This window comes from Bradyrhizobium cytisi, assembly GCF_008123515.1.
GTDB classification, from domain to species: Bacteria; Pseudomonadota; Alphaproteobacteria; order Rhizobiales; family Xanthobacteraceae; genus Bradyrhizobium; species Bradyrhizobium cytisi.
Genome location: NZ_VSSR01000025.1, coordinates 117486 through 135870 on the forward strand (window position 1 = coordinate 117486; position 18385 = coordinate 135870).

The 18385-nt window shown below is 64.5% G+C and carries 14 protein-coding genes; 9 read left to right on the top strand and 5 right to left on the bottom strand.

Annotation, left to right across the window (positions count from 1 at the left end; genetic code table 11):
• The first annotated feature begins 6 nt into the window (after window positions 1-6).
• Window positions 7-294: a hypothetical protein gene (locus FXB38_RS17300; RefSeq protein WP_148752069.1), complete on the top strand. Its 288-nt coding sequence runs from the start codon at window positions 7-9 to the stop codon at window positions 292-294.
• Window positions 295-449: 155 nt separating this feature from the next.
• Here the strand turns inward: FXB38_RS17300 and FXB38_RS17305 are convergent, their stop codons facing one another.
• Genes FXB38_RS17305 through FXB38_RS17315 form a run of 3 tightly spaced genes read right to left on the bottom strand, consistent with a single transcriptional unit; the run spans window position 450 to window position 6119 of the window.
• Window positions 450-3830, bottom strand: coding sequence for an error-prone DNA polymerase (locus tag FXB38_RS17305; protein WP_148752070.1), 3381 nt, complete (start codon window positions 3828-3830; stop codon window positions 450-452).
• Window positions 3827-5416 carry a Y-family DNA polymerase gene (locus tag FXB38_RS17310; protein ID WP_187434941.1) on the bottom strand — a complete coding sequence of 530 codons (1590 nt, stop codon included), beginning with the start codon at window positions 5414-5416 and terminating at the stop codon, window positions 3827-3829. Before FXB38_RS17310 ends, FXB38_RS17305 begins: the two co-directional genes overlap by 4 nt.
• On the bottom strand, window positions 5307-6119 hold the full coding sequence (locus tag FXB38_RS17315; protein WP_148752071.1) for an ImuA family protein: 813 nt from the start codon (window positions 6117-6119) through the stop codon (window positions 5307-5309). The genes FXB38_RS17310 and FXB38_RS17315 overlap by 110 nt, the downstream gene beginning before the upstream one ends.
• A gap of 162 nt (window positions 6120-6281) precedes the next feature.
• Here FXB38_RS17315 and FXB38_RS17320 point away from each other — a divergent pair, with 162 nt between their 5' ends.
• The 3 genes from FXB38_RS17320 (at window position 6282) to FXB38_RS17330 (ending at window position 10681) form a co-directional block, all read left to right on the top strand.
• A complete protein-coding gene (locus FXB38_RS17320; protein ID WP_148752072.1) occupies window positions 6282-7517 on the top strand; it encodes a putative DNA modification/repair radical SAM protein in 1236 nt (411 codons plus the stop codon).
• Entirely contained in the window at window positions 7517-8959 is a 1443-nt protein-coding gene (locus FXB38_RS17325) for a UdgX family uracil-DNA binding protein (RefSeq protein WP_148752073.1), read from the top strand. The genes FXB38_RS17320 and FXB38_RS17325 overlap by 1 nt, the downstream gene beginning before the upstream one ends.
• Before the next feature lie 99 nt (window positions 8960-9058).
• Window positions 9059-10681, top strand: coding sequence for an inorganic phosphate transporter (locus FXB38_RS17330; RefSeq protein WP_148752074.1), 1623 nt, complete (start codon window positions 9059-9061; stop codon window positions 10679-10681).
• Window positions 10682-10754: 73 nt separating this feature from the next.
• Here FXB38_RS17330 and FXB38_RS17335 read toward each other — a convergent pair whose 3' ends face one another.
• A complete protein-coding gene (locus FXB38_RS17335; RefSeq protein WP_148752075.1) occupies window positions 10755-11927 on the bottom strand; it encodes a M20 aminoacylase family protein in 1173 nt (390 codons plus the stop codon).
• Window positions 11928-12101: 174 nt separating this feature from the next.
• Between FXB38_RS17335 and FXB38_RS17340 the strand changes: the two genes are divergently transcribed.
• The 5 genes from FXB38_RS17340 (at window position 12102) to FXB38_RS17360 (ending at window position 16794) form a co-directional block, all read left to right on the top strand.
• On the top strand, window positions 12102-13721 hold the full coding sequence (locus FXB38_RS17340; protein ID WP_148752076.1) for a GMC family oxidoreductase: 1620 nt from the start codon (window positions 12102-12104) through the stop codon (window positions 13719-13721).
• A 316-nt stretch (window positions 13722-14037) separates the two neighbouring features.
• Complete coding sequence (locus FXB38_RS17345; protein WP_148752077.1) at window positions 14038-14982, top strand: metallophosphoesterase family protein; 945 nt, start codon at window positions 14038-14040, stop codon at window positions 14980-14982.
• A 24-nt stretch (window positions 14983-15006) separates the two neighbouring features.
• A complete protein-coding gene (locus tag FXB38_RS17350; RefSeq protein ID WP_148752078.1) occupies window positions 15007-15345 on the top strand; it encodes a cupredoxin domain-containing protein in 339 nt (112 codons plus the stop codon).
• Between the two features lie 139 nt (window positions 15346-15484).
• The gene (locus FXB38_RS17355) at window positions 15485-16033 is read left to right on the top strand and encodes a sigma-70 family RNA polymerase sigma factor (protein ID WP_187434942.1); all 549 of its coding nucleotides are present in this window, start codon (window positions 15485-15487) and stop codon (window positions 16031-16033) included.
• On the top strand, window positions 16030-16794 hold the full coding sequence (locus tag FXB38_RS17360) for an anti-sigma factor family protein (protein ID WP_148752080.1): 765 nt from the start codon (window positions 16030-16032) through the stop codon (window positions 16792-16794). The genes FXB38_RS17355 and FXB38_RS17360 overlap by 4 nt, the downstream gene beginning before the upstream one ends.
• Window positions 16795-16887: 93 nt before the next feature.
• Here FXB38_RS17360 and hpnO read toward each other — a convergent pair whose 3' ends face one another.
• Window positions 16888-18279 carry an aminobacteriohopanetriol synthase HpnO gene (gene hpnO / locus FXB38_RS17365; RefSeq protein ID WP_148752081.1) on the bottom strand — a complete coding sequence of 464 codons (1392 nt, stop codon included), beginning with the start codon at window positions 18277-18279 and terminating at the stop codon, window positions 16888-16890.
• Window positions 18280-18385 lie beyond the last annotated feature (106 nt).

Genomic DNA, 18385 nt, shown 5'->3' on the forward strand with positions numbered 1-18385 from the left:
AATGCAATGGCTGCCATCGATCCCCTCACCGCGGGCGCCGTGTTCATCGCAACGGCGGCCACCGACGCAGTCTATGTGATGTTCACCTCGGCCGTGATCGCGCGCAAGCGCGTCCCGGCGGCGAACTGGAGCGCGGTCTGGTACCTGCTCTCGTCCTACGCCGTGATCAGCTACACCGAGAACGCCTTCTATGTCGCGTTCGCGGCGATGGGTTCCTGGGCCGGCGCCTACGCCTCGCTGACCTTCCTGCACCGCCCGCCCGGCGGCCCGCCGGTGGGAGCGGCGCCGGAGTGAGGGCACGCTGTTTCCGCCGTCATTGCGAGCGAAGCGAAGCAATCCTCTATCCTCGTCATTGCGAGCGCAGCGAAGCAATCCAGAATCCCTCCGCGGAAAGACTGGATTGCTTCGCTACGCTCGCAATGACGGGTGTGGCGGCTCCCCACCACTCCTCAATGGAAATCCCGCGACGGCGGCAGGATGCGGACGTTGCGGGGGTGGCGGATTTTTTGCGCCGGCATGTCCGCGTGGTCGCGGCGGTCGTCATTGAGCGGCTCGATCAGGTCGGCGCCTGCCGGGACCGGATGCTTGCGGCTCAGGGCATCGTTGGCAAGACCGACCAGATCGTGCGAGCGGTCGATCATGCGCTGCGCGATCAGATGCGTCACCTTCTCGGGGCTGCTCTGGATATAGCCTTCGACCTGGATGAGGCGCGCGCCCATCACCTCCTTGCGGTACTGCTCCATGATCTTGGGCCACACCACGACATTGGCGATACCGGTTTCGTCCTCCAGCGTCATGAACACGACGCCACTGGCGCTGCCGGGCCGCTGCCGCACCAGCACCACGCCGGCGCAGCGGACGCGGCGCCGTTCGTTCTCATGGCTGATCTCCTTGCAGGCGACGATCCGCTCGCGCGAAAACGTCTCGCGCAGGAATTCCATCGGGTGGCCCTTGAGTGACAGCCGGATGGTCTGGTAGTCGGCGACGACCTGTTCGGGACGCGGCATCACCGGCAACGGCTTGGCCTGCTCGTCCGGCTGCTCGCGCGCGGTGGCTGCCTCGAACAGCGGCAGCGCCACATCGTCGGGCAGCCGTCGCACCTGCCACAGTGCCTCGCGGCGGTCGAGCCCGAGCGAGCGGAATGCATCAGCATCCGCCAGCAGGATCAGCGCGCGCTTGGGCAGGCCGGTGTCGCGGGCAAAATCTTCGAGCGAGGTGAACCGTTGGCGGTCGCGAGCCTTGATGATGCGGTCGGCCCAGTCTTCCTGAGTGACATAGACCTTGCCCTGCCGCTTCGCTTGCTCCGCTTTGAGGAATTCCTCATCCGGATCGAGCCAGTGAAAGCCGTCGATCTGGCGGAAGCCGAGGCGAACGGCACAATATCTGTCGTCCGTGTTCTCCAGCGTGTTCTGCGCAAAGCTATAGGACACGTCGATCTCGCGCACCTCGATGCCGTTCTTGCGGGCGTCGCCGACGATCTGCGCCGGCGCGTAAAAGCCCATCGGCTGCGAGTTCAGAAGCCCGCAGCAGAAGGCGTCGGGATGATGATACTTCAGCCATGACGAGATATAGACGAGCTGGGCAAAGCTCGCGGCATGGCTCTCCGGGAAACCATAGGAGCCGAAGCCCTTGATCTGGTCAAAACAGCTTCTGGCGAAGTTTGCATCATAGCCGCGCGCGACCATGTTGCCGATCAGCTTCTCCTCGTATTGGCCGATGGTGCCGACATTGCGAAAGGTCGCCATCGAGCGGCGCAGGCCGTTGGCTTCCTCGGGGGTGAATTTCGCCGCCTCGATCGCAATACGCATCGCCTGTTCCTGGAACAGAGGCACGCCCTTCGTCTTGTGCAGCACCTTGTAGAGCTCGTCCGCGGGACCATGCTCGGGCGATGGCGAGGGATAGATCACCTTCTCTAGCCCGTTCCGCCGGCGCAGATATGGATGCACCATGTCGCCCTGGATCGGACCCGGACGCACGATCGCGACCTCGATGACGAGATCGTAGAAGGTCCGCGGCTTCAGCCGCGGCAGCATGTTCATCTGTGCGCGGCTCTCGACCTGGAACACGCCGAGCGACTCGCCAGCACACAGCATGTCGTAAACCTTGGGATCGTCCTGCGGAACGGTCGCCAGAACCCAGCGCTCGCCCTTATGCCGATCGATCAGATCAAAACACTTCCGGATGCAGGTCAGCATGCCCAGCGCGAGCACGTCGACCTTCATCATGTTGAGCGCGTCGACGTCGTCCTTGTCCCATTCGATGAAAGTACGGTCGTCCATCGCGGCGTTGCCGATCGGCACATAGGTGTCGAGCCGGTCTTGCGTCAGCACATAGCCGCCGACATGCTGGGAGAGATGACGCGGGAATTCGATCAGCTCGGTCGCAAGCTCGACCGCGAGATTGATCATGGGATTTTGCGGATCGAGCCCGGCCTGCCTCACCTGCATGTCGTTGAGACCCTTGCCCCAGCTGCCCCAGACGGTGTCGGCGAGCGCGGCGGTGACGTCCTCGGTCAGCCCCAGCGCCTTGCCGACGTCGCGGATGGCGCTGCGCGGACGATAATGGATAACGGTGGCGATGATCGCAGCGCGGTGGCGGCCGTAGCGGCGATAGACATATTGCATCACCTCCTCGCGCCGCGAATGCTCGAAATCGACGTCGATATCCGGCGGCTCCAGCCGCTCCTTGGAGATGAAGCGCTCGAACAGCAGATCGACCTTGGTCGGATCGACCGAGGTGATGCCGAGCACGTAGCACACCGCCGAATTGGCCGCCGATCCCCGCCCCTGGCACAGGATGTTCTGGCTGCGCGCGTAATGAACGATGTCATGCACGGTGAGGAAGTAATGCGCGTATTTCAGCTCGGCGATCAGCGCGAGCTCCTTGTGCAAGGTCGCGCGGAGCTTTGCGTCGATGTTGTCGATCCCGCCAAAATATTTATCGACGCCTGCCCAGGTCAGATCCTCCAGATGCCCCTGCGCGGTCTTGCCCGGCGGCACCGGCTCGTCCGGATATTGATATTTGAGCTGGTCGAGCGAGAAGTCGATCTTGTCGGCAAAGCGCATGGTCTCCGCAATCGCCTCGGGGAAATCGCGGAACAGCCGCGCCATCTCGCGCGGCGTCTTCAGAAAGCGCTCGGCGTTGGCTTCCAGCTTGCGTCCGACCGCCTCGATCGTGGTCTTTTCCCGGATGCAGGTCAGCACGTCCTGAAGCGGCCGGCGGCCGGGATCATGATAGAGCACCTCGTTGGTCGCGAGCAGCGGCACCCTTGCTTTGGCTGCGAGATCGTCGAGCCGCGCCAGACGGCGACGGTCGTCGCCGCGATAGACCAGGCTCGCGGCCAGCCACACGCCTTCGGCGCGGCTGGCCTCGAGCCTTGAAAGCACATCCAGCGCTTTCGCATCATCAAACCGATGCGGCAGCGTCAGGACCAGGAGCTGGCCTTCAGAAAACTCCAGAAGATCGGCGAAGCTGAGATGGCATTCGCCCTTCTCGATTCGCGTGATGTCGTCGCCACGCTTGCCTCTGGTGAGGAGTTGGCACAGCCGGCCATAGGCGGCGCGATCGCGCGGATAGACAAAAATGTCGGGCGTATCGTCGATGAAGACGATGCGCGCACCGATCAGGAGCTTTGGCTTGTGCAGCACCGTGTCATTGTCGAGCTCATTCCAGGCCCGTACCACGCCGGCCAGCGTGTTGTGATCGGCAATGCCGATCACGGGAATGCCGAGCTTGCTGGCCTGATGCACATAGGCGCGCGGATCCGAGCCGCCGCGCAGGAAGGAGAAGTTTGTGGTGATGCCGATCTCGGCATAAGCTGATGTCGTCATGCGAAGAGACCGTGCACGTACCAGCCGGGAGAAGCGGGCTTGCCGTCGGCGTCGAACACCTCCCCCTCGTAAAGACCATCGCGAAAAATCCAGAAGCGCAGGCCTTCGGCATCCTCGATGCGGAAATAATCCCGCGTCAGCTGCTTGCCGTCCTGCCGCCACCATTCCATGGCGATGCGCTCGGGTCCTTCCACCCGCACCACCGCATGTTTTGCACGCCGCCAGGTGAATTGATGCGGCGGGCCATCAGGCACGGTCGCGAACGGCACTGTGACCGGCTCCGGCTTGTCGAACAGCCGCAAGGGGCGCAGCGGCGGCTCGCTCTCGGCACGCGCCGGCCATTCGGCCTGCATGGCAGCGGCGAGATGATGCTGCGCGGGCGCGGCCAGCACCGCACTTTCAGGGATATGGGTGTCCTGCGGCAGATGCACGACGACGCGTTTTCCGCCGATACGCGCGGCGATGCGGTCGATCAGCGCGGCGAGCTCGTCATTGTCATGGACATTGGCGTCGAGATCGCGCTGCTCCTGCACCACGATCTCGGTGCGGCTCGCCGACAGCCGCACCATATCGAAGCCGAATCCGGGATCGAGGGGATCGGCAAGCGCATCGAGCCGCTCGCGGAACAGCCGGTCGATGACGGCACTTCGCGTCACGGGACGCCCGGTCTCGACCATGATCGCGCGCACCACTCCGTCGGTGCGGAAGAACGCGGCCTCTAATCGGCGCGCGCCCTTGCCCTGCTTTTCCATGGAAGCGATCAGCGTATCGGCCAGCCGCGACAGCGTCATCGCGATCATGGTGTCGGTCGCGATCGGCTCGGCAAAGCGTTTTTCCACGATGTAGTCGGGCAGCGGTTTTCGCGGGCTGATCGGCGCATCGCCCTGCCCCAGCGCATGCGCGAGCAGCGTGGAGAACCGCGCGCCGAACCGCGCCGTGATTTCGCTCGGCGTGCGCAAGGCGACATCGCCGATCGTCTTCAGCCCGGCCCGGCGCAGGCCGGTGGTGATGGCCTCGTCCGCACCGAGCGCGGACACCGGAAACCGGTCGATCGCCGCCGCCTCCCCGCCATTGACAACAATAACGCCAGGCGTCTGCCGCGTCAGCGTGCGCGCGCAGACCGAGGTGCTGGCGATTGCGGCGCCGACGGCAAAGCCCTGGCGCGCCAGCGCACGGACCAGCGTCTGCAACAATGCAGCCTCGCCACCGAACAGATGCGCACAGCCGGTGATGTCGAGGAACAGCCCGTGCGGCGGATCGAGCGCCACCAGCGGCGTGAAGCGGTCGCACCAGTCGGCGATATCGCTCAACGCCTTTGCATCGGCCACGACATCGGCGTCGAACACTTTCAGGTCCGGATACATCGCTCGCGCATTCGCCAGCGGCTGGCCGATGTACAGACCGAGCCGCTCGGCCGCCTCGTCCAGCGCATGGATCACCAGCGCATTGTTGTCCTTGATGACGACAATGCTGGGCTCATCCTGCGCGCCGCTGCTCACCTGCAAGAACCGCTGGATCCGGTCGATGGGCAGGCGCGGCAGCCACAGGCTGAGAATACGCCGACGGTTCAGAGAACTGGCACTCATCACACTTCCATTCCATGATCCACCGGCCACACGGGCCATGACGATTGCGCAACAGCTCAACATCGAAGCGCGGCGCGCCCCAGGCACTCCAAAGCGCCGCAGGCATTGAAGCCGCGCCCGGCGGCGAATGCGCCGCGCGCAGCATCCATCGTGTTTCCGCCGTCGAGGGCAGCGGCTGTGCCGCCATCCGCAACAAGAGGCCGGTGACGCCGGAGGATTGTGCGGCCAGCGTCAGCTTGCGGCTCGCCACGAGATCGAACTGCCTGGTCTCGCCCCAGAGCTCGAGCACGACGGCGCCGAGCGCATCGCAGGCGAGCGCATCGGCCGAGGTGCGCAGCGCGCTCTCCACGTCGGCCGCGCGCACCATCACCACGCGGCGCGGATCGAGGCCGAGCTCGGCGAGCCCGCACATCGACAACGCGCCGGTTTCAAGTTCCGAGAAATCCTGCCGCACCCACAGCAGCGGCCGACGCACCGTGACGCGGCCCGCAAGCCCGGTGATAAAGCCCGTCGCGGCCGCGCCCTGACGCCCCTCGCAAAACACCTCGTGGATCGCCGCGCGTGCGAGCCCGCCTTTCAAGGCGTGGTCGACCTCGCCGTGGCCGAGCGCGACGCGGTCGTGACGATGGATGACCTCCGCCGTCTCGATCCGTTCGATCTGGCTGCGCAAGGTCGCAAGCGCGCTTCTGCGTGCGCCGCTCATGCTCGCCGCTCCTTCAGAGGTGATTGCCGATGGCTCTCAAAAAGAGAACCAGCGGCTGGCTCATTTGTTCATGGTATGTTCTAATATAAAGCTAACGGCGCGCGAAGAGTCAATCGAATTGCGCTCGATCAGATTCATGAGCTGAATCAAAGGGATTCCGGGATGGACGTACAACGCAAGCTGGAGATCCTGGCGGATGCAGCCAAGTACGACGCCTCCTGTGCCTCCAGCGGCACCGAAAAGCGGGATTCCAGCGACGGCAAGGGCATGGGCTCGACCGCGCCGGGCATGGGCATCTGCCATTCCTACGCGCCGGACGGGCGTTGCATCTCGCTGCTCAAGGTGCTGCTCACCAACGCCTGCAATTACGACTGTCTCTATTGCGTCAACCGCGCTTCCTCCAACGTGCCGCGCGCTCGCTTCACCATCGACGAGGTGGTCAAGCTGACGCTGGACTTCTACCGGCGCAATTACATCGAAGGACTGTTTCTCTCCTCCGGCATCATTCGCAGTCCCGACTACACCATGGAGCAGGTGGTCAGCGTCGCGCGAAAACTGCGCGAGGAGCATCACTTCCGCGGCTACATCCATCTCAAGACCATTCCGGAGGCCGACGACGCGCTGATCGCGGAAGCCGGCAGATATGCCGATCGTCTCTCCATCAATATCGAGATGCCTGAGGAGACCAGCCTGCAACAATTCGCGCCCGAGAAGGACGTGCGTGCGATCCGCCGCACCATGGGCCGGCTGCGGCTGAAACTGGACGAAGCCGAGGACAACCGCAGCACCAAGACGAAGGCCAAGCCGCAGCGCTTCGCGCCGGCAGGACAAAGCACGCAGATGATCGTCGGCGCAGATGGCGCGAACGATCACACCATCCTCCACACCAGCGCCAATCTCTACGGCTCTTATCGGCTGCGGCGCGTCTATTACTCCGCCTTCAGCCCGATCCCCGACGCCAGCCGCGCGTTGCCTCTGGTACAGCCGCCGTTGTTGCGCGAGCACCGGCTCTACCAGGCCGACTGGCTGATGCGCTTCTACGGTTTTGACGTCGGCGAGATCGTCGACGACAGCGCGATGCTGCCGCTCGACATCGATCCAAAGCTCGCCTGGGCGCTGCGCCACCGCGACCGCTTTCCGCTCGACATCAATCGCGCCAGCCGCGAGGAGCTGTTGCGCGTACCGGGCTTCGGCACCAAGGCGGTCGAGCGCATCATCGCCACACGGCGCACCACCACGATCCGTCTCTCCGATCTCGCGCGGCTGCACGTGCCCCGCAACAAGGTGCTGCCGTTCATCGTGCTCAGCGATCACCGGCCCGCACCGCACCGCCTCGACGAGGCGCGGCTGATCGAACGGTTCAAGCCGAAAGCAACGCAACTGGGGTTTGGCTTCTGATGCAGTACATCATCCTCGACACCGAAACCGATTTCGAAAGCTGGCGCAAAGCCGCCCGCATGCTCGTGCTTCATCATGTGAAGCCCACCGAAGTCACATGGGCCGTGCAAGGCGGCGAAGCCGAGTTGTTCGCACCGCCCGCGCTATCTCCGATCCTCGAGGTGAACGACGGCACCTTCAGCGTGTCGGCAAAATTCGTCGAGCTCGCCCAGACCGCCATCCTGCATCGCGATCCGCAGCGCTTTGCGATCCTCTATCGCCTGCTCTGGCGACTGAAGGACAATCACGATCTCATCGAGGTCGCGACCGATCCTGACATCGCGTTAGCTACGGCGATGGCAAGAGCGGTCCATCGCGACGAGCACAAGATGCACGCCTTCGTGCGCTTTCGCGAGATCGGCCGTGAACGTGCCGCGCATTACGTCGCCTGGTTCGAGCCGGAGCATTATATCGTCGAGCTCGCCGCGCCGTTCTTCGCCAGACGCTTTGCCGATATGCCCTGGTCAATCCTGACGCCCGATCTCTGCGCGCATTGGGACGGCCACGCGCTTTCGTTCACGCCGGGCGTGAGCAAGAGCGAGGCGCCGGGCGAAGACCGGCTGGAGGAAACCTGGCGGCGCTACTACGCCAGCATCTTTAACCCGGCGCGGTTGAAGGTGAAGGCGATGCAGACGGAGATGCCGAAGAAATACTGGAGGAACCTGCCCGAGGCCTCGATCATTAAGCCTCTGATCGAGGACGCCGAACGCATGACCGGCGCCATGATCGCCAACGCCGCAACCGATCCGCACAAGCCTCAGAAACGGCCGGAGGCTCCGATGACACGTAAGACTGTCACCAACGATCTCGAGGCGCTTCGCGAGGAAGCCGCCCATTGCCGCGCCTGCCCGCTCTACAAGGACGCGACGCAGACCGTGTTCGGCGAGGGACCGCAGAACGCCACCATCATGCTGGTCGGCGAGCAGCCCGGCGACAAGGAAGATCTCGCCGGCCACCCCTTCGTCGGCCCGGCCGGCCAGATGCTCGACCGCGCGCTCGCGGAAGCCGGCGTCGATCGCAACAAGGTCTATGTCACCAACGCGGTGAAGCACTTCAAATTTGTGCCGCGCGGAAAGATCCGCCTGCACCAGAAGCCTGCGACGCCGGAGATCAAAGCTTGCCGGCAATGGTATGAGCGGGAAGTTTCGGCAATCCAGCCCGATCTCATCGTGGCGATGGGCGCCACCGCCGCACAAAGCGTGTTCGGCAAGATCACGCCCATCGGCAAGAACCGCGGCCGGCTCATAGACCTCCCCGACGGACGCAAGGCTCTGGTGACGGTGCATCCGTCCTATCTGCTGCGGCTACCCGATCCGGAAGCGAAGGTGCTGGAATATCAGCGCTTTGTCGAAGACCTCACGATTGCTGCCAGCTTGCAGAAGAAGTCCGCGCACGCCGCCTGAGCGTGGATAAATTCCATCATTTCAACTGCCTGTCCGCCATTTCAACCGCCTGTCACATGCCGCGCGCAAAATCGGGGCCTTGGGACAGGAGAATTTCCAATGAGTGACGTTGCTTTGCCAGGCTCCATCGAGCCGGCCTTGAGTAAGGGGCCAGACCTTAATCGCGGATTCCATCCGCTCACCGGCGTAATCTATATGGGAGTGATCGCCGCCGCACTGCTCTTCGTCGCCTACAGCATCTGGGTCGACGTCGACGCTGCCGGCGCGCAGGTCAAGACCTTTGCTCCCTTCCTCCTGCTGTTCGTCGCGCTTCTGATCGCACTCGGCTTCGAGTTCGTGAACGGCTTCCACGACACCGCCAACGCGGTCGCGACCGTGATCTACACCCGCTCGCTGCCCGCCCACGTCGCCGTGGTGTGGTCCGGCATGTTCAACCTGTTCGGCGTGCTGCTGTCCTCGGGCGCAGTCGCGTTCGGCATCGTCTCGCTGCTGCCGGTCGAACTGATCCTACAGGTCGGCTCCAGCGCCGGCTTTGCGATGGTGTTCGCGCTGTTGATCTCCGCCATCATCTGGAATGTCGGCACCTGGTATTTCGGCCTGCCGGCCTCGAGCTCGCACACCCTGATCGGCTCGATCATGGGCGTCGGCATCATGAACGCGCTCCTGCACGGCCGCAGCGGCACCTCGGGCGTCGACTGGTCCCAGGCCACCAATATCGGCAAGGCGCTGCTGCTGTCGCCGCTGTTCGGCTTCGCGCTGGCCGCGGGCCTGCTGCTGATCCTGCGCTCCGCGCTGCTGCGCGCCACGCCCGCTCTGTTCGGCGAGCCGAAGGGCGACCAGCCGCCGCCGCTGTGGATCCGCGGCATCCTGATCCTCACCTGCACGCTGGTGAGCTTCTTCCACGGCTCCAATGACGGTCAGAAGGGCATGGGCCTGATCATGCTGATCCTGATCGGCACCGTGCCAACCGCCTACGCGCTCAACCGCGCGCTGCCGGAGAGCCAGATCGCCGCGTTCAGCCAGAACTCGGACGCCGCCAGCAAGATCATCGAAGGCAAGGCCGCCGGCTACAGCGTGATCGGCAATCCGCGGCCCGCCGTGACCAACTATGTCGCGCAGCATGAGGTCAACGGCGGCACGTTCCCGTCGCTCGCCGTGCTCGTGCGCGACATCGCCAAGCAGGTGACCACCTACGGCTCGCTCGCCAAGGTGCCGGCCGACCTCGTCGGCAACACCCGCAACGACATGTACCTCGTCTCGGAAGCACTGCGCTTCCTGATGAAGGACAAGGAAGCCGAGCTCAGCACCAGCGACGTCGCCGTGCTCAACGCCTACAAGGGCTCGCTCGACAGCGCCACGAAGTTCATCCCCGGCTGGGTGAAGATCGCGGTCGCCATCGCGCTTGGCTTGGGCACCATGGTCGGCTGGAAGCGCATCGTCGTCACGGTCGGCGAGAAGATCGGCAAGACGCACCTGACCTACGCGCAAGGTGCCTGCGCCGAGATCACGGCGGCTGCCACCATCGCCGCCGCCGACATCTACGGCCTGCCAGTCTCGACCACCCACGTGCTGTCATCCGGCATCGCCGGCACCATGGCCGCCAACGGCTCCGGCCTGCAATGGTCCACGATCCGCAACATCGCCATGGCCTGGGTTTTGACCCTGCCGGCCGCGATGATCATCTCGGGCACGTTGTACTATCTGTTCTCTCACCTCTTCTGAGAGACCATCGCTTGCTAACGTCAAAGGGCCCGTGCGATGCACGGGCCCTTTTCATTTCTGCCGGCGTCTTGGCTTACGACGCCGCGAGCTGTTCCTCGACCAGCTTGACCCAGTAGGAGGTACCGAACACGATCGCCTCGTCGTTGAAATTGTAGGCAGGGTGATGCAGGCCCGCGCTGTCGCCGTTGCCGCAGAAGATGAACGCGCCGGGGCGCGCTTCCAGCATGTAGGCAAAGTCCTCGCCGCCCATCAGCGGCGACATCTCGAGCACATTGGCATCGCCCGCGACCTGCTTGGCAATGCGCGACGCCACCTCGGTCTCCGCGACGTGATTGTTCACCACGGGATAATTGCGCTTGTAGTGCAGATCGATCTTGGCGCCGGTGATCTGGGCGACGCCCGCCACGACTTCGCGCACGCGCTTCTCGACCAGCTTGCGCACGTCCGGCGTCAGCGTGCGGATGGTGCCCCGCAGAATAGCGGTTTGCGGGATGACGTTGCGGGCATTGCCGGCGTGGAATTCGCAGATCGAGATCACGGCCGATTCCAAGGGATCGACGCTGCGCGCGACGATCGACTGCAACGCCGTGATCAGCTGTGCACCGACCAGAACGGAATCCACGCATTTGTGCGGACGTGCGGCATGGCCGCCGAGACCCTCGATCATGAGGTCGACCTCGTCGGTCGCCGCCATGATCGGGCCCGGCCGGATCGCGAACGAGCCGATCGGAATGCCGGGGCCGTTGTGCATGCCGTAGACCTGCTCGATGCCGAAGCGCTCCATCATGCCGTCCTTGACCATGGCCGCGCCACCGGCGCCGCCTTCCTCGGCCGGCTGGAAGATCACGACGGCATCGCCGGCGAAGTTGCGGGTCTCGGCGAGATAGCGTGCGGCGCCGAGCAGCATCGCGGTGTGGCCGTCATGGCCGCAGGCGTGCATCTTGCCCGGAATCTTGGAGGCGTAAGGCAGGTTGGTCTGCTCATCGACAGGCAGCGCGTCCATGTCGGCCCGCATGCCGATCGCCTTGAGCCCCTCGCCGGCCGGCTTGTTGCCCTTGATCACGCCCACCACGCCGGTCTGGCCGATGCCGGTCACGACCTCATCGCAACCGAACTCGCGCAGGCGATCCGCGACGAATGCTGCGGTGCGGTGGACGTCATACAGCAGCTCGGGGTGCTGGTGGATGTCCCGCCGCCAGGCCTGGATATCGGATTGAAGGTCAGCGACGCGGTTCACGATGGGCATGGAGAATCTCGAGCTTTGTTGAAATGCAGGCCTGTCTACCATGCAAGCACCAGTCCACCCAACCGTCAGGGATCGGGGCCTGGCCCTGCCCGCCCGGCATGGCCGGACTTGTCCCGATCGTCTCCGTCTGCCTATTAGGATGGAACGTTTAGAGACCATCCGGGTGGAAGCAGAATGCCAAGGCGGCTCGAAGGTGAGTTTGACTACATTGTCGTGGGCGCCGGCACGGCCGGCTGCATCCTAGCCGACCGGCTGTCGGCCGAGCTCAAGAACCGCGTCCTCATTCTCGAGGCCGGCGGCGACGACAACTGGATCTGGTTCCACATTCCGGTCGGCTATCTCTTCGCGATCGGCAATCCGCGCTCGGACTGGATGTTCAAGACCGAGGCCGAGCCGGGCCTGAACGGCCGCGCGCTCGCCTATCCCCGCGGCAAGGTGATCGGCGGCTCCTCGGCGATCAATGCCATGATCTCGATGCGCGGACAGGCCGCCGATTACGATCACTGGCGCCAGCTCGGCATGACCGGCTGGGGCTATGACGACGTGCTGCCGCTGTTCAGACGGCTCGAGGATCATTTCCTGGGCGCAAGCGAGCATCACGGCACCGGCGGGGGCTGGCGCATCGAGGCGCCGCGGCTGTCCTGGGACGTTCTCGATGCCGTTGGTGATGCCGCCGAGGAAATGGGCATCAAGCGCATCCCGGATTTCAACACCGGCGACAACGAAGGCACGAGCTATTTCCACGTCAACCAGAAGCGCGGCCGGCGCTGGTCGTCGGCGCGCGGCTTCCTCAAGCCGGCGCTGAACCGGCCGAACCTGCGGCTCGAGAAGAATGTGCTGGTCGACCGTCTCATCATCGAGCAGGGCCGCGCCGTCGGCGTGCGCTTCATCCAGAACGGCGAGACCATCGAGGCGCGCGCAAAGCGCGAGGTGGTCCTGTCGGCCGGCGCGATCGGCTCGGTGCAGGTGCTGCATCGCTCCGGTATCGGGCCCTCCGACTGGCTGTCGCCGCTCGGCATCGACATCGTGATGGACAAGCCCGGCGTGGGGCGCAATCTGCAGGACCATCTCCAGCAGCGTGCGATCTACAAGGTCGAGGGCGTGCGGACGCTGAACGAGACCTATTACAATCTGATCCGCCGCGGCCTGATGGGCCTCGACTATGCCTTCCGCCGCCGCGGTCCGCTGACCATGGCGCCGTCGCAGCTCGGCATCTTCACGCGTTCCGATGCGACACGCGCGCGCGCCAACATCCAGTTCCACGTGCAGCCGCTGTCGCTCGACAAGTTCGGCGATCCCCTGCACCGCTTCCCGGCGATCACGGTGAGCGCCTGCAATCTCCAGCCGACCTCGCGCGGCACTGTGCGTCTGCGCTCGGCGACGCCGGACGAAAAGCCGATCATCGCGCCGAACTATCTGTCGACCGATGACGACCGCCAGGTCGGCGCCGACGCCATCCGCACCACGCGCCGCCTGATGCAGCAGAAGGCGCTGGCAAAATATCGCCCGCGCGAATATCTGCCCGGCCCCACCGTCGGCGACGACGATGCCTCGCTGGCAAAAGCCGCCGGCGATATCGGCACCACCATCTTCCATCCCGTCGGCACGGCGAAAATGGGCGCGGCGAGCGATCCCATGGCCGTGGTCGACGAGCGCCTGCGGTTCTATGGCCTCAGCGGTCTTCGCGTCGTCGACGCCTCGATCATGCCGACGATCACCTCGGGCAATACCAACACGCCGACCGCGATGATCGCCGAGAAGGGCGCGGCGATGATTATGGAGGATGCGAAGTAGCATCCAATCACCATGATCAGTCAGCGCTTTTCCCTCGGTCCCACCGGCTCGGAGATCGCCACGTTGCAATCGGGCGAGATCGGCAATCCGCCTGCCCTCGTGCTGCGGGCGGTCCGGGAATTTTCGGCGTAGATCCCCGTTCATGTTCCCTGGCGCAGCGTAGCAAATTGCGCGCTGTCGAGCCGCCAACAGGCGCTGCGCTGCATCCGGCCTACGTGATCCCACCTCACGAAATCGTCATCGCCCCCCGCGAATAAACCGCCCCCTCCCCCAATCACCTCCACGAAGCCCAATTCCGGGCCAAGGGAGACGTGCGATGAGCGGACACGATCACGGCGAAGACGGCGTCAGCCGCCGCAAGGTACTGGAATGCATGACATGGGCCGGCACCGGGGTGCTCTGGACCATCACGGGCGGCGTGCCGCGCTCGCTCGGCATTATCGATTCAGCCGAGGCCGCAACCGCCGCCGCGCCCGGCATGACCTTCCTCCAGATCAGCGACAGCCATGTCGGCTTCGACAAGCCGGCCAACCCCAATGCGCTGGGCACGCTGGAGGAAGCCGTCAACAAGATCAATGCGATGCCGGTCAAGCCGTCGTTCATGATCCACACCGGCGACATCACTCATCTGTCGAAAGCCTCCGAGTTCGACAACGCCGATCGCATCATCTCGCAGTCCAAGCTGGACGTGCACTACGTGCCGGGCGAGCATGACTTCCTCGACGAAGAGGTGAAGTTCTATCGCGAGCGCTACGGCCGCGGCACCAAGGGCCAGGGCTGGTACTCCTTCGACGCCGGCGGCGTGCACTTCGTCGGCCTCGTCAACGTCGTCGACCTCAAGGGCGGCGGCCTCGGCAATCTCGGCGCCGAGCAGCTTGCCTGGCTCGAGGACGACCTCCGCGGCAAGTCGAAATCCACGCCGGTCGTTTTGTTCGCGCATATTCCGCTCTGGACCGTCTATCCGGAATGGGGCTGGGGCACCGAGGACGGCGGCCGCGCACTCGAATACGTCAAGGGCTTCGGCTCGGTCACCGTGCTGAACGGGCACATCCACCAGGTGATGCAGAAGGTCGAGGGTAACGTCACCTTCCACACGGCGCGTTCGACCGCGTTCCCGCAGCCGGCGCCGGGTACCGCCGCCTCGCCCGGACCGATGAAGGTCGAGGACGCCAAGCTCCGTTCGATGCTCGGGGTCGCCAGCATCAACTTCAAGCAGAACGAGCAGCGGCTCGCGATCATCGATACGCCGCTGCAGGGTTGATCCAGGGCTGAACGGAAGCTGACAATGAAGACACTCAACCGCCGCGACTTCGGGGTCGACCTCGGTCTCACTTTGGCCGCGGCCATCCTGCTACCCGCCACAATCGCCCGCGCCGACGACAACCTGGAGGTACATATCGACAATTTCGTCTTCCAGCCGCCGGAGCTCAAGATCAAGGTCGGCACGACCGTGACCTGGACCAACCGGGACGACATCCCCCACACCGTGGTGTCGGCCGGCAAGTTCAGGTCCAAGACCCTGGACACCGACGACAAGTTCGCGTTCACCTTCACCAATGCGGGCGACTACAAGTATTTTTGCTCGTTGCACCCGCACATGACCGGGATGATCAAGGTTGAGTAACGTCTCCAACCAAGGCATCTCTGTCTTGCCCGGCCGGTGGTCCCACGCCGGCCGGGCTCGCGTGCCTTCGGTCAGGCCCAACAACGACGCGAAGCACGCAACGACATACGAAACGCAGCAAGAGGCAAAGCGAGAGGCGATGCCCGTCAGCGACGATTTCCAGAAGGCGCAGCGCTTCCGCGAGGCGGCGCTCCCTTATCTCGACGACGTCTACACGCTCGCACGCTACCTGCTGCGCGACGCCTCCGACGCGGAGGACGCGGTGCAGGAATGCTATTTGCGCGCGCTGAAGCACTTCGACAGCTATCGCGGCCCGGCGATGAAGCCGTGGCTGTTCGCGATCCTGCGCAATGTCTGCAACGCCGAATATGCCAGACGCGCGCACTCGCACGCCGCGATCGAGGACACGCCCGGCGCCGCCGACCAGACGCCGATGTGGCAGGAGAGCGAGGCGAGCCCGGAGACCGAGGTGCTGCGCAGCCGCGACGCCGGCGCCATCCGCAAGATGATCGACGCGCTTGCCGAGCCTTTCAAGGAAACCTTCGTGCTGCGGGAGATCAGCAACCTGTCCTATCGTGAAATTGCCGAAGCCGTCGGTGCCCCGGTCGGCACCGTGATGTCCCGCCTCGCCCGCGCCCGCGCCATGCTGCGCGCGGCCTGGACGGCGGAAGAGGAGCACTCGAAATGACCTGCGACGAAGCACAAATCCTGCTTCACGCGCTGCTCGACAACGAGCTCGATGCCGGCCATGCGCGCGAGGTCGAAGCCCATATCGCAAGCTGCCCGGCCTGCACGGCCGAGCTTGCGGCACAGCGCGAGATGAAGCGCGTGCTGGCCGATACGAAGCTGCGCTATACCGCGCCCGCTGGCTTGCGTGCCCGTATCGAGGCGTCGATGCCGCAAGCGCGGCCGCAGCCGAGCCGGCGTTCCGTGCTGCGCGGTTTTGCGATGGGTTCTGCAGTCTCGGCGCTCGCCGCCTCCGGCGTCGTCGCCGTGGTGCTGCGCCAGGACGACCAGCAGCGCATTCTCTCGGAGGTCGTCTCCGCACATCTGCGCTCGCTCCAGGCCGGCCACCTCATCGACGTGGTCTCGACTGATCAGCACACGGTCAAGCCCTGGTTCAACGGCAAGCTCGATGTCGCCCCGCCCGTGATCGACCTCACCGCGCAAGGCTTTACGCTGGTCGGCGGCCGGCTCGACTATGTCGATGCGCGCGCGATCGGTGCCGTGGTCTACCGGCGCCGGCAGCACATCATCAATTTGTTCGTGTCGCAGACCGCGAGCACCGAGCACCGGCCGCCGAAGACGCAGACCATGCAGGGCTTCAACTGCCGCCGCTGGGGCGAGCGCGGCCTGAACTTCTGGGCCGTCAGCGATATCGGCGGCGACGAGCTCACCGAATTCGTCGACAAGTTCGAGGCGGCGATGAAGGCGAATGTGGAGGGGTAGACGTCTCCACCGTCATTGCGAGCGGAGCGAAGCAATCCAGATCGTCTCCGCGGAGGGACTCTGGATTGCTTCGCTTCGCTCGCAATGACGAGATCAGGCCGACCTTCGCACCGCGTTGTCGACCAGCGTCTTGCCGAGCGACCAGATCGCGCCGGGGACCTTGTGGCTGCCGGCGATGACCTCGTCGAAGGCGCGCTCGATCCAGCTGCAGTCTTCTTCGGTGATGGTGAGCGGCGGCAGCAGCTTGATGGTGTGGCTGCCGTGACCGGCGACCTGCGTCAGGATCTTGTGATCCTTGAACAGCGGCACGGTGATGAGCTGGCAGAACAGGCCCTTGTTGGCGGCCTCCAGCACGTTCCAGGACGCCCGCAGCCGCAGCGATTTCGGCGGCCCGAACTCGATGCCGATCATCAGGCCCTTGCCGCGCACTTCCTTCAAGAGCTCGTAGCCGGGCACCATCCGGGTGAGCGCGAGGCGAAGCTCGGCGCCGCGCTTGGCGGCGGACTCGATCAGCTTCTCCGATTCCATCACGTCGAGCGTGGCAATGCCGGCGGCCATCGCGAGATCGTTCTTGGAGAAAGTCGAACCGTGCACCACCGCGCGGTCCATCTGGTTGAAGATCTTGTCGAAGATGCTCTTGCGCGTCAGCACGGCGCCGACCGGCACGTGGCCGCCCGAGAGCGACTTCGACAGCAGCACCATGTCGGGCTCGACGTTCCAGTGCTCGACCGCGAGGAAGCGGCCGGTGCGGCCCATGCCGGTCTGAATCTCGTCGGCAACGAACAGCGTGCCGTACTTCTTGCAGAGCGCGGCCGCGCCCGGCAGGAACTCGTCGGAGGGCATGTTGACGCCCTTGCCCTGGATCGGCTCGACCACGAAGGCCGCGACCTCGCGCGAGGCCAGCGCCTTTTCGAGCGCGGCAAGATCGTTGAACGGAACCGAGGTGCAGCCCGGCAGCAGCGGTTCGAAGCCGGTGCGGAAGTTCGAATCACCGGTCAGCGACAGTGCGCCATAAGTCAGGCCGTGATAGCCGTGGGCGCAGTAGACGATGCCGGGGCGGCCGGTGGCGCCACGCGCGAACTTGATCGCCGCCTCGACGCATTCGGCGCCGGAATTGGCGAAGAACACCTTGTCGAGATACGGAACGTATTTCAAAAGCCGCTCGGCGAGCACGCCCGCGAGCACCGAGACGTCGAACTGGACGAGATTGGGCAGATCGGCGTCGAGCACGCTTTTCAGCGCATCGCGCATCACCGGATGATTGCGCCCGATTGCGAACACGCCAAAGCCGGACAAGAGGTCGAGATAACGCGCCCCCTCGCGATCGAAGAGGTATTGTCCCTGCCCCTTCTGGAAGCCGACGTCGTAGCCGATGGTCTTGAGAACCCGGACGAACTGCTCGTTCAGGTACCGATTATGCAGGGTGCTGCGCTGGGCCTGACGGTCCGCGAACAACTGGGACATGTCTGGATTTGGACTGTTCATCCGCTACATACTTCGGTTGAGGGCCGCTTCGTCAACTGAAAACGGTCAGCAAACGGAAAAGGATCTGTGCGGCCTTTTGCCCTTTTTCGGACCATCTTCGCAAGCA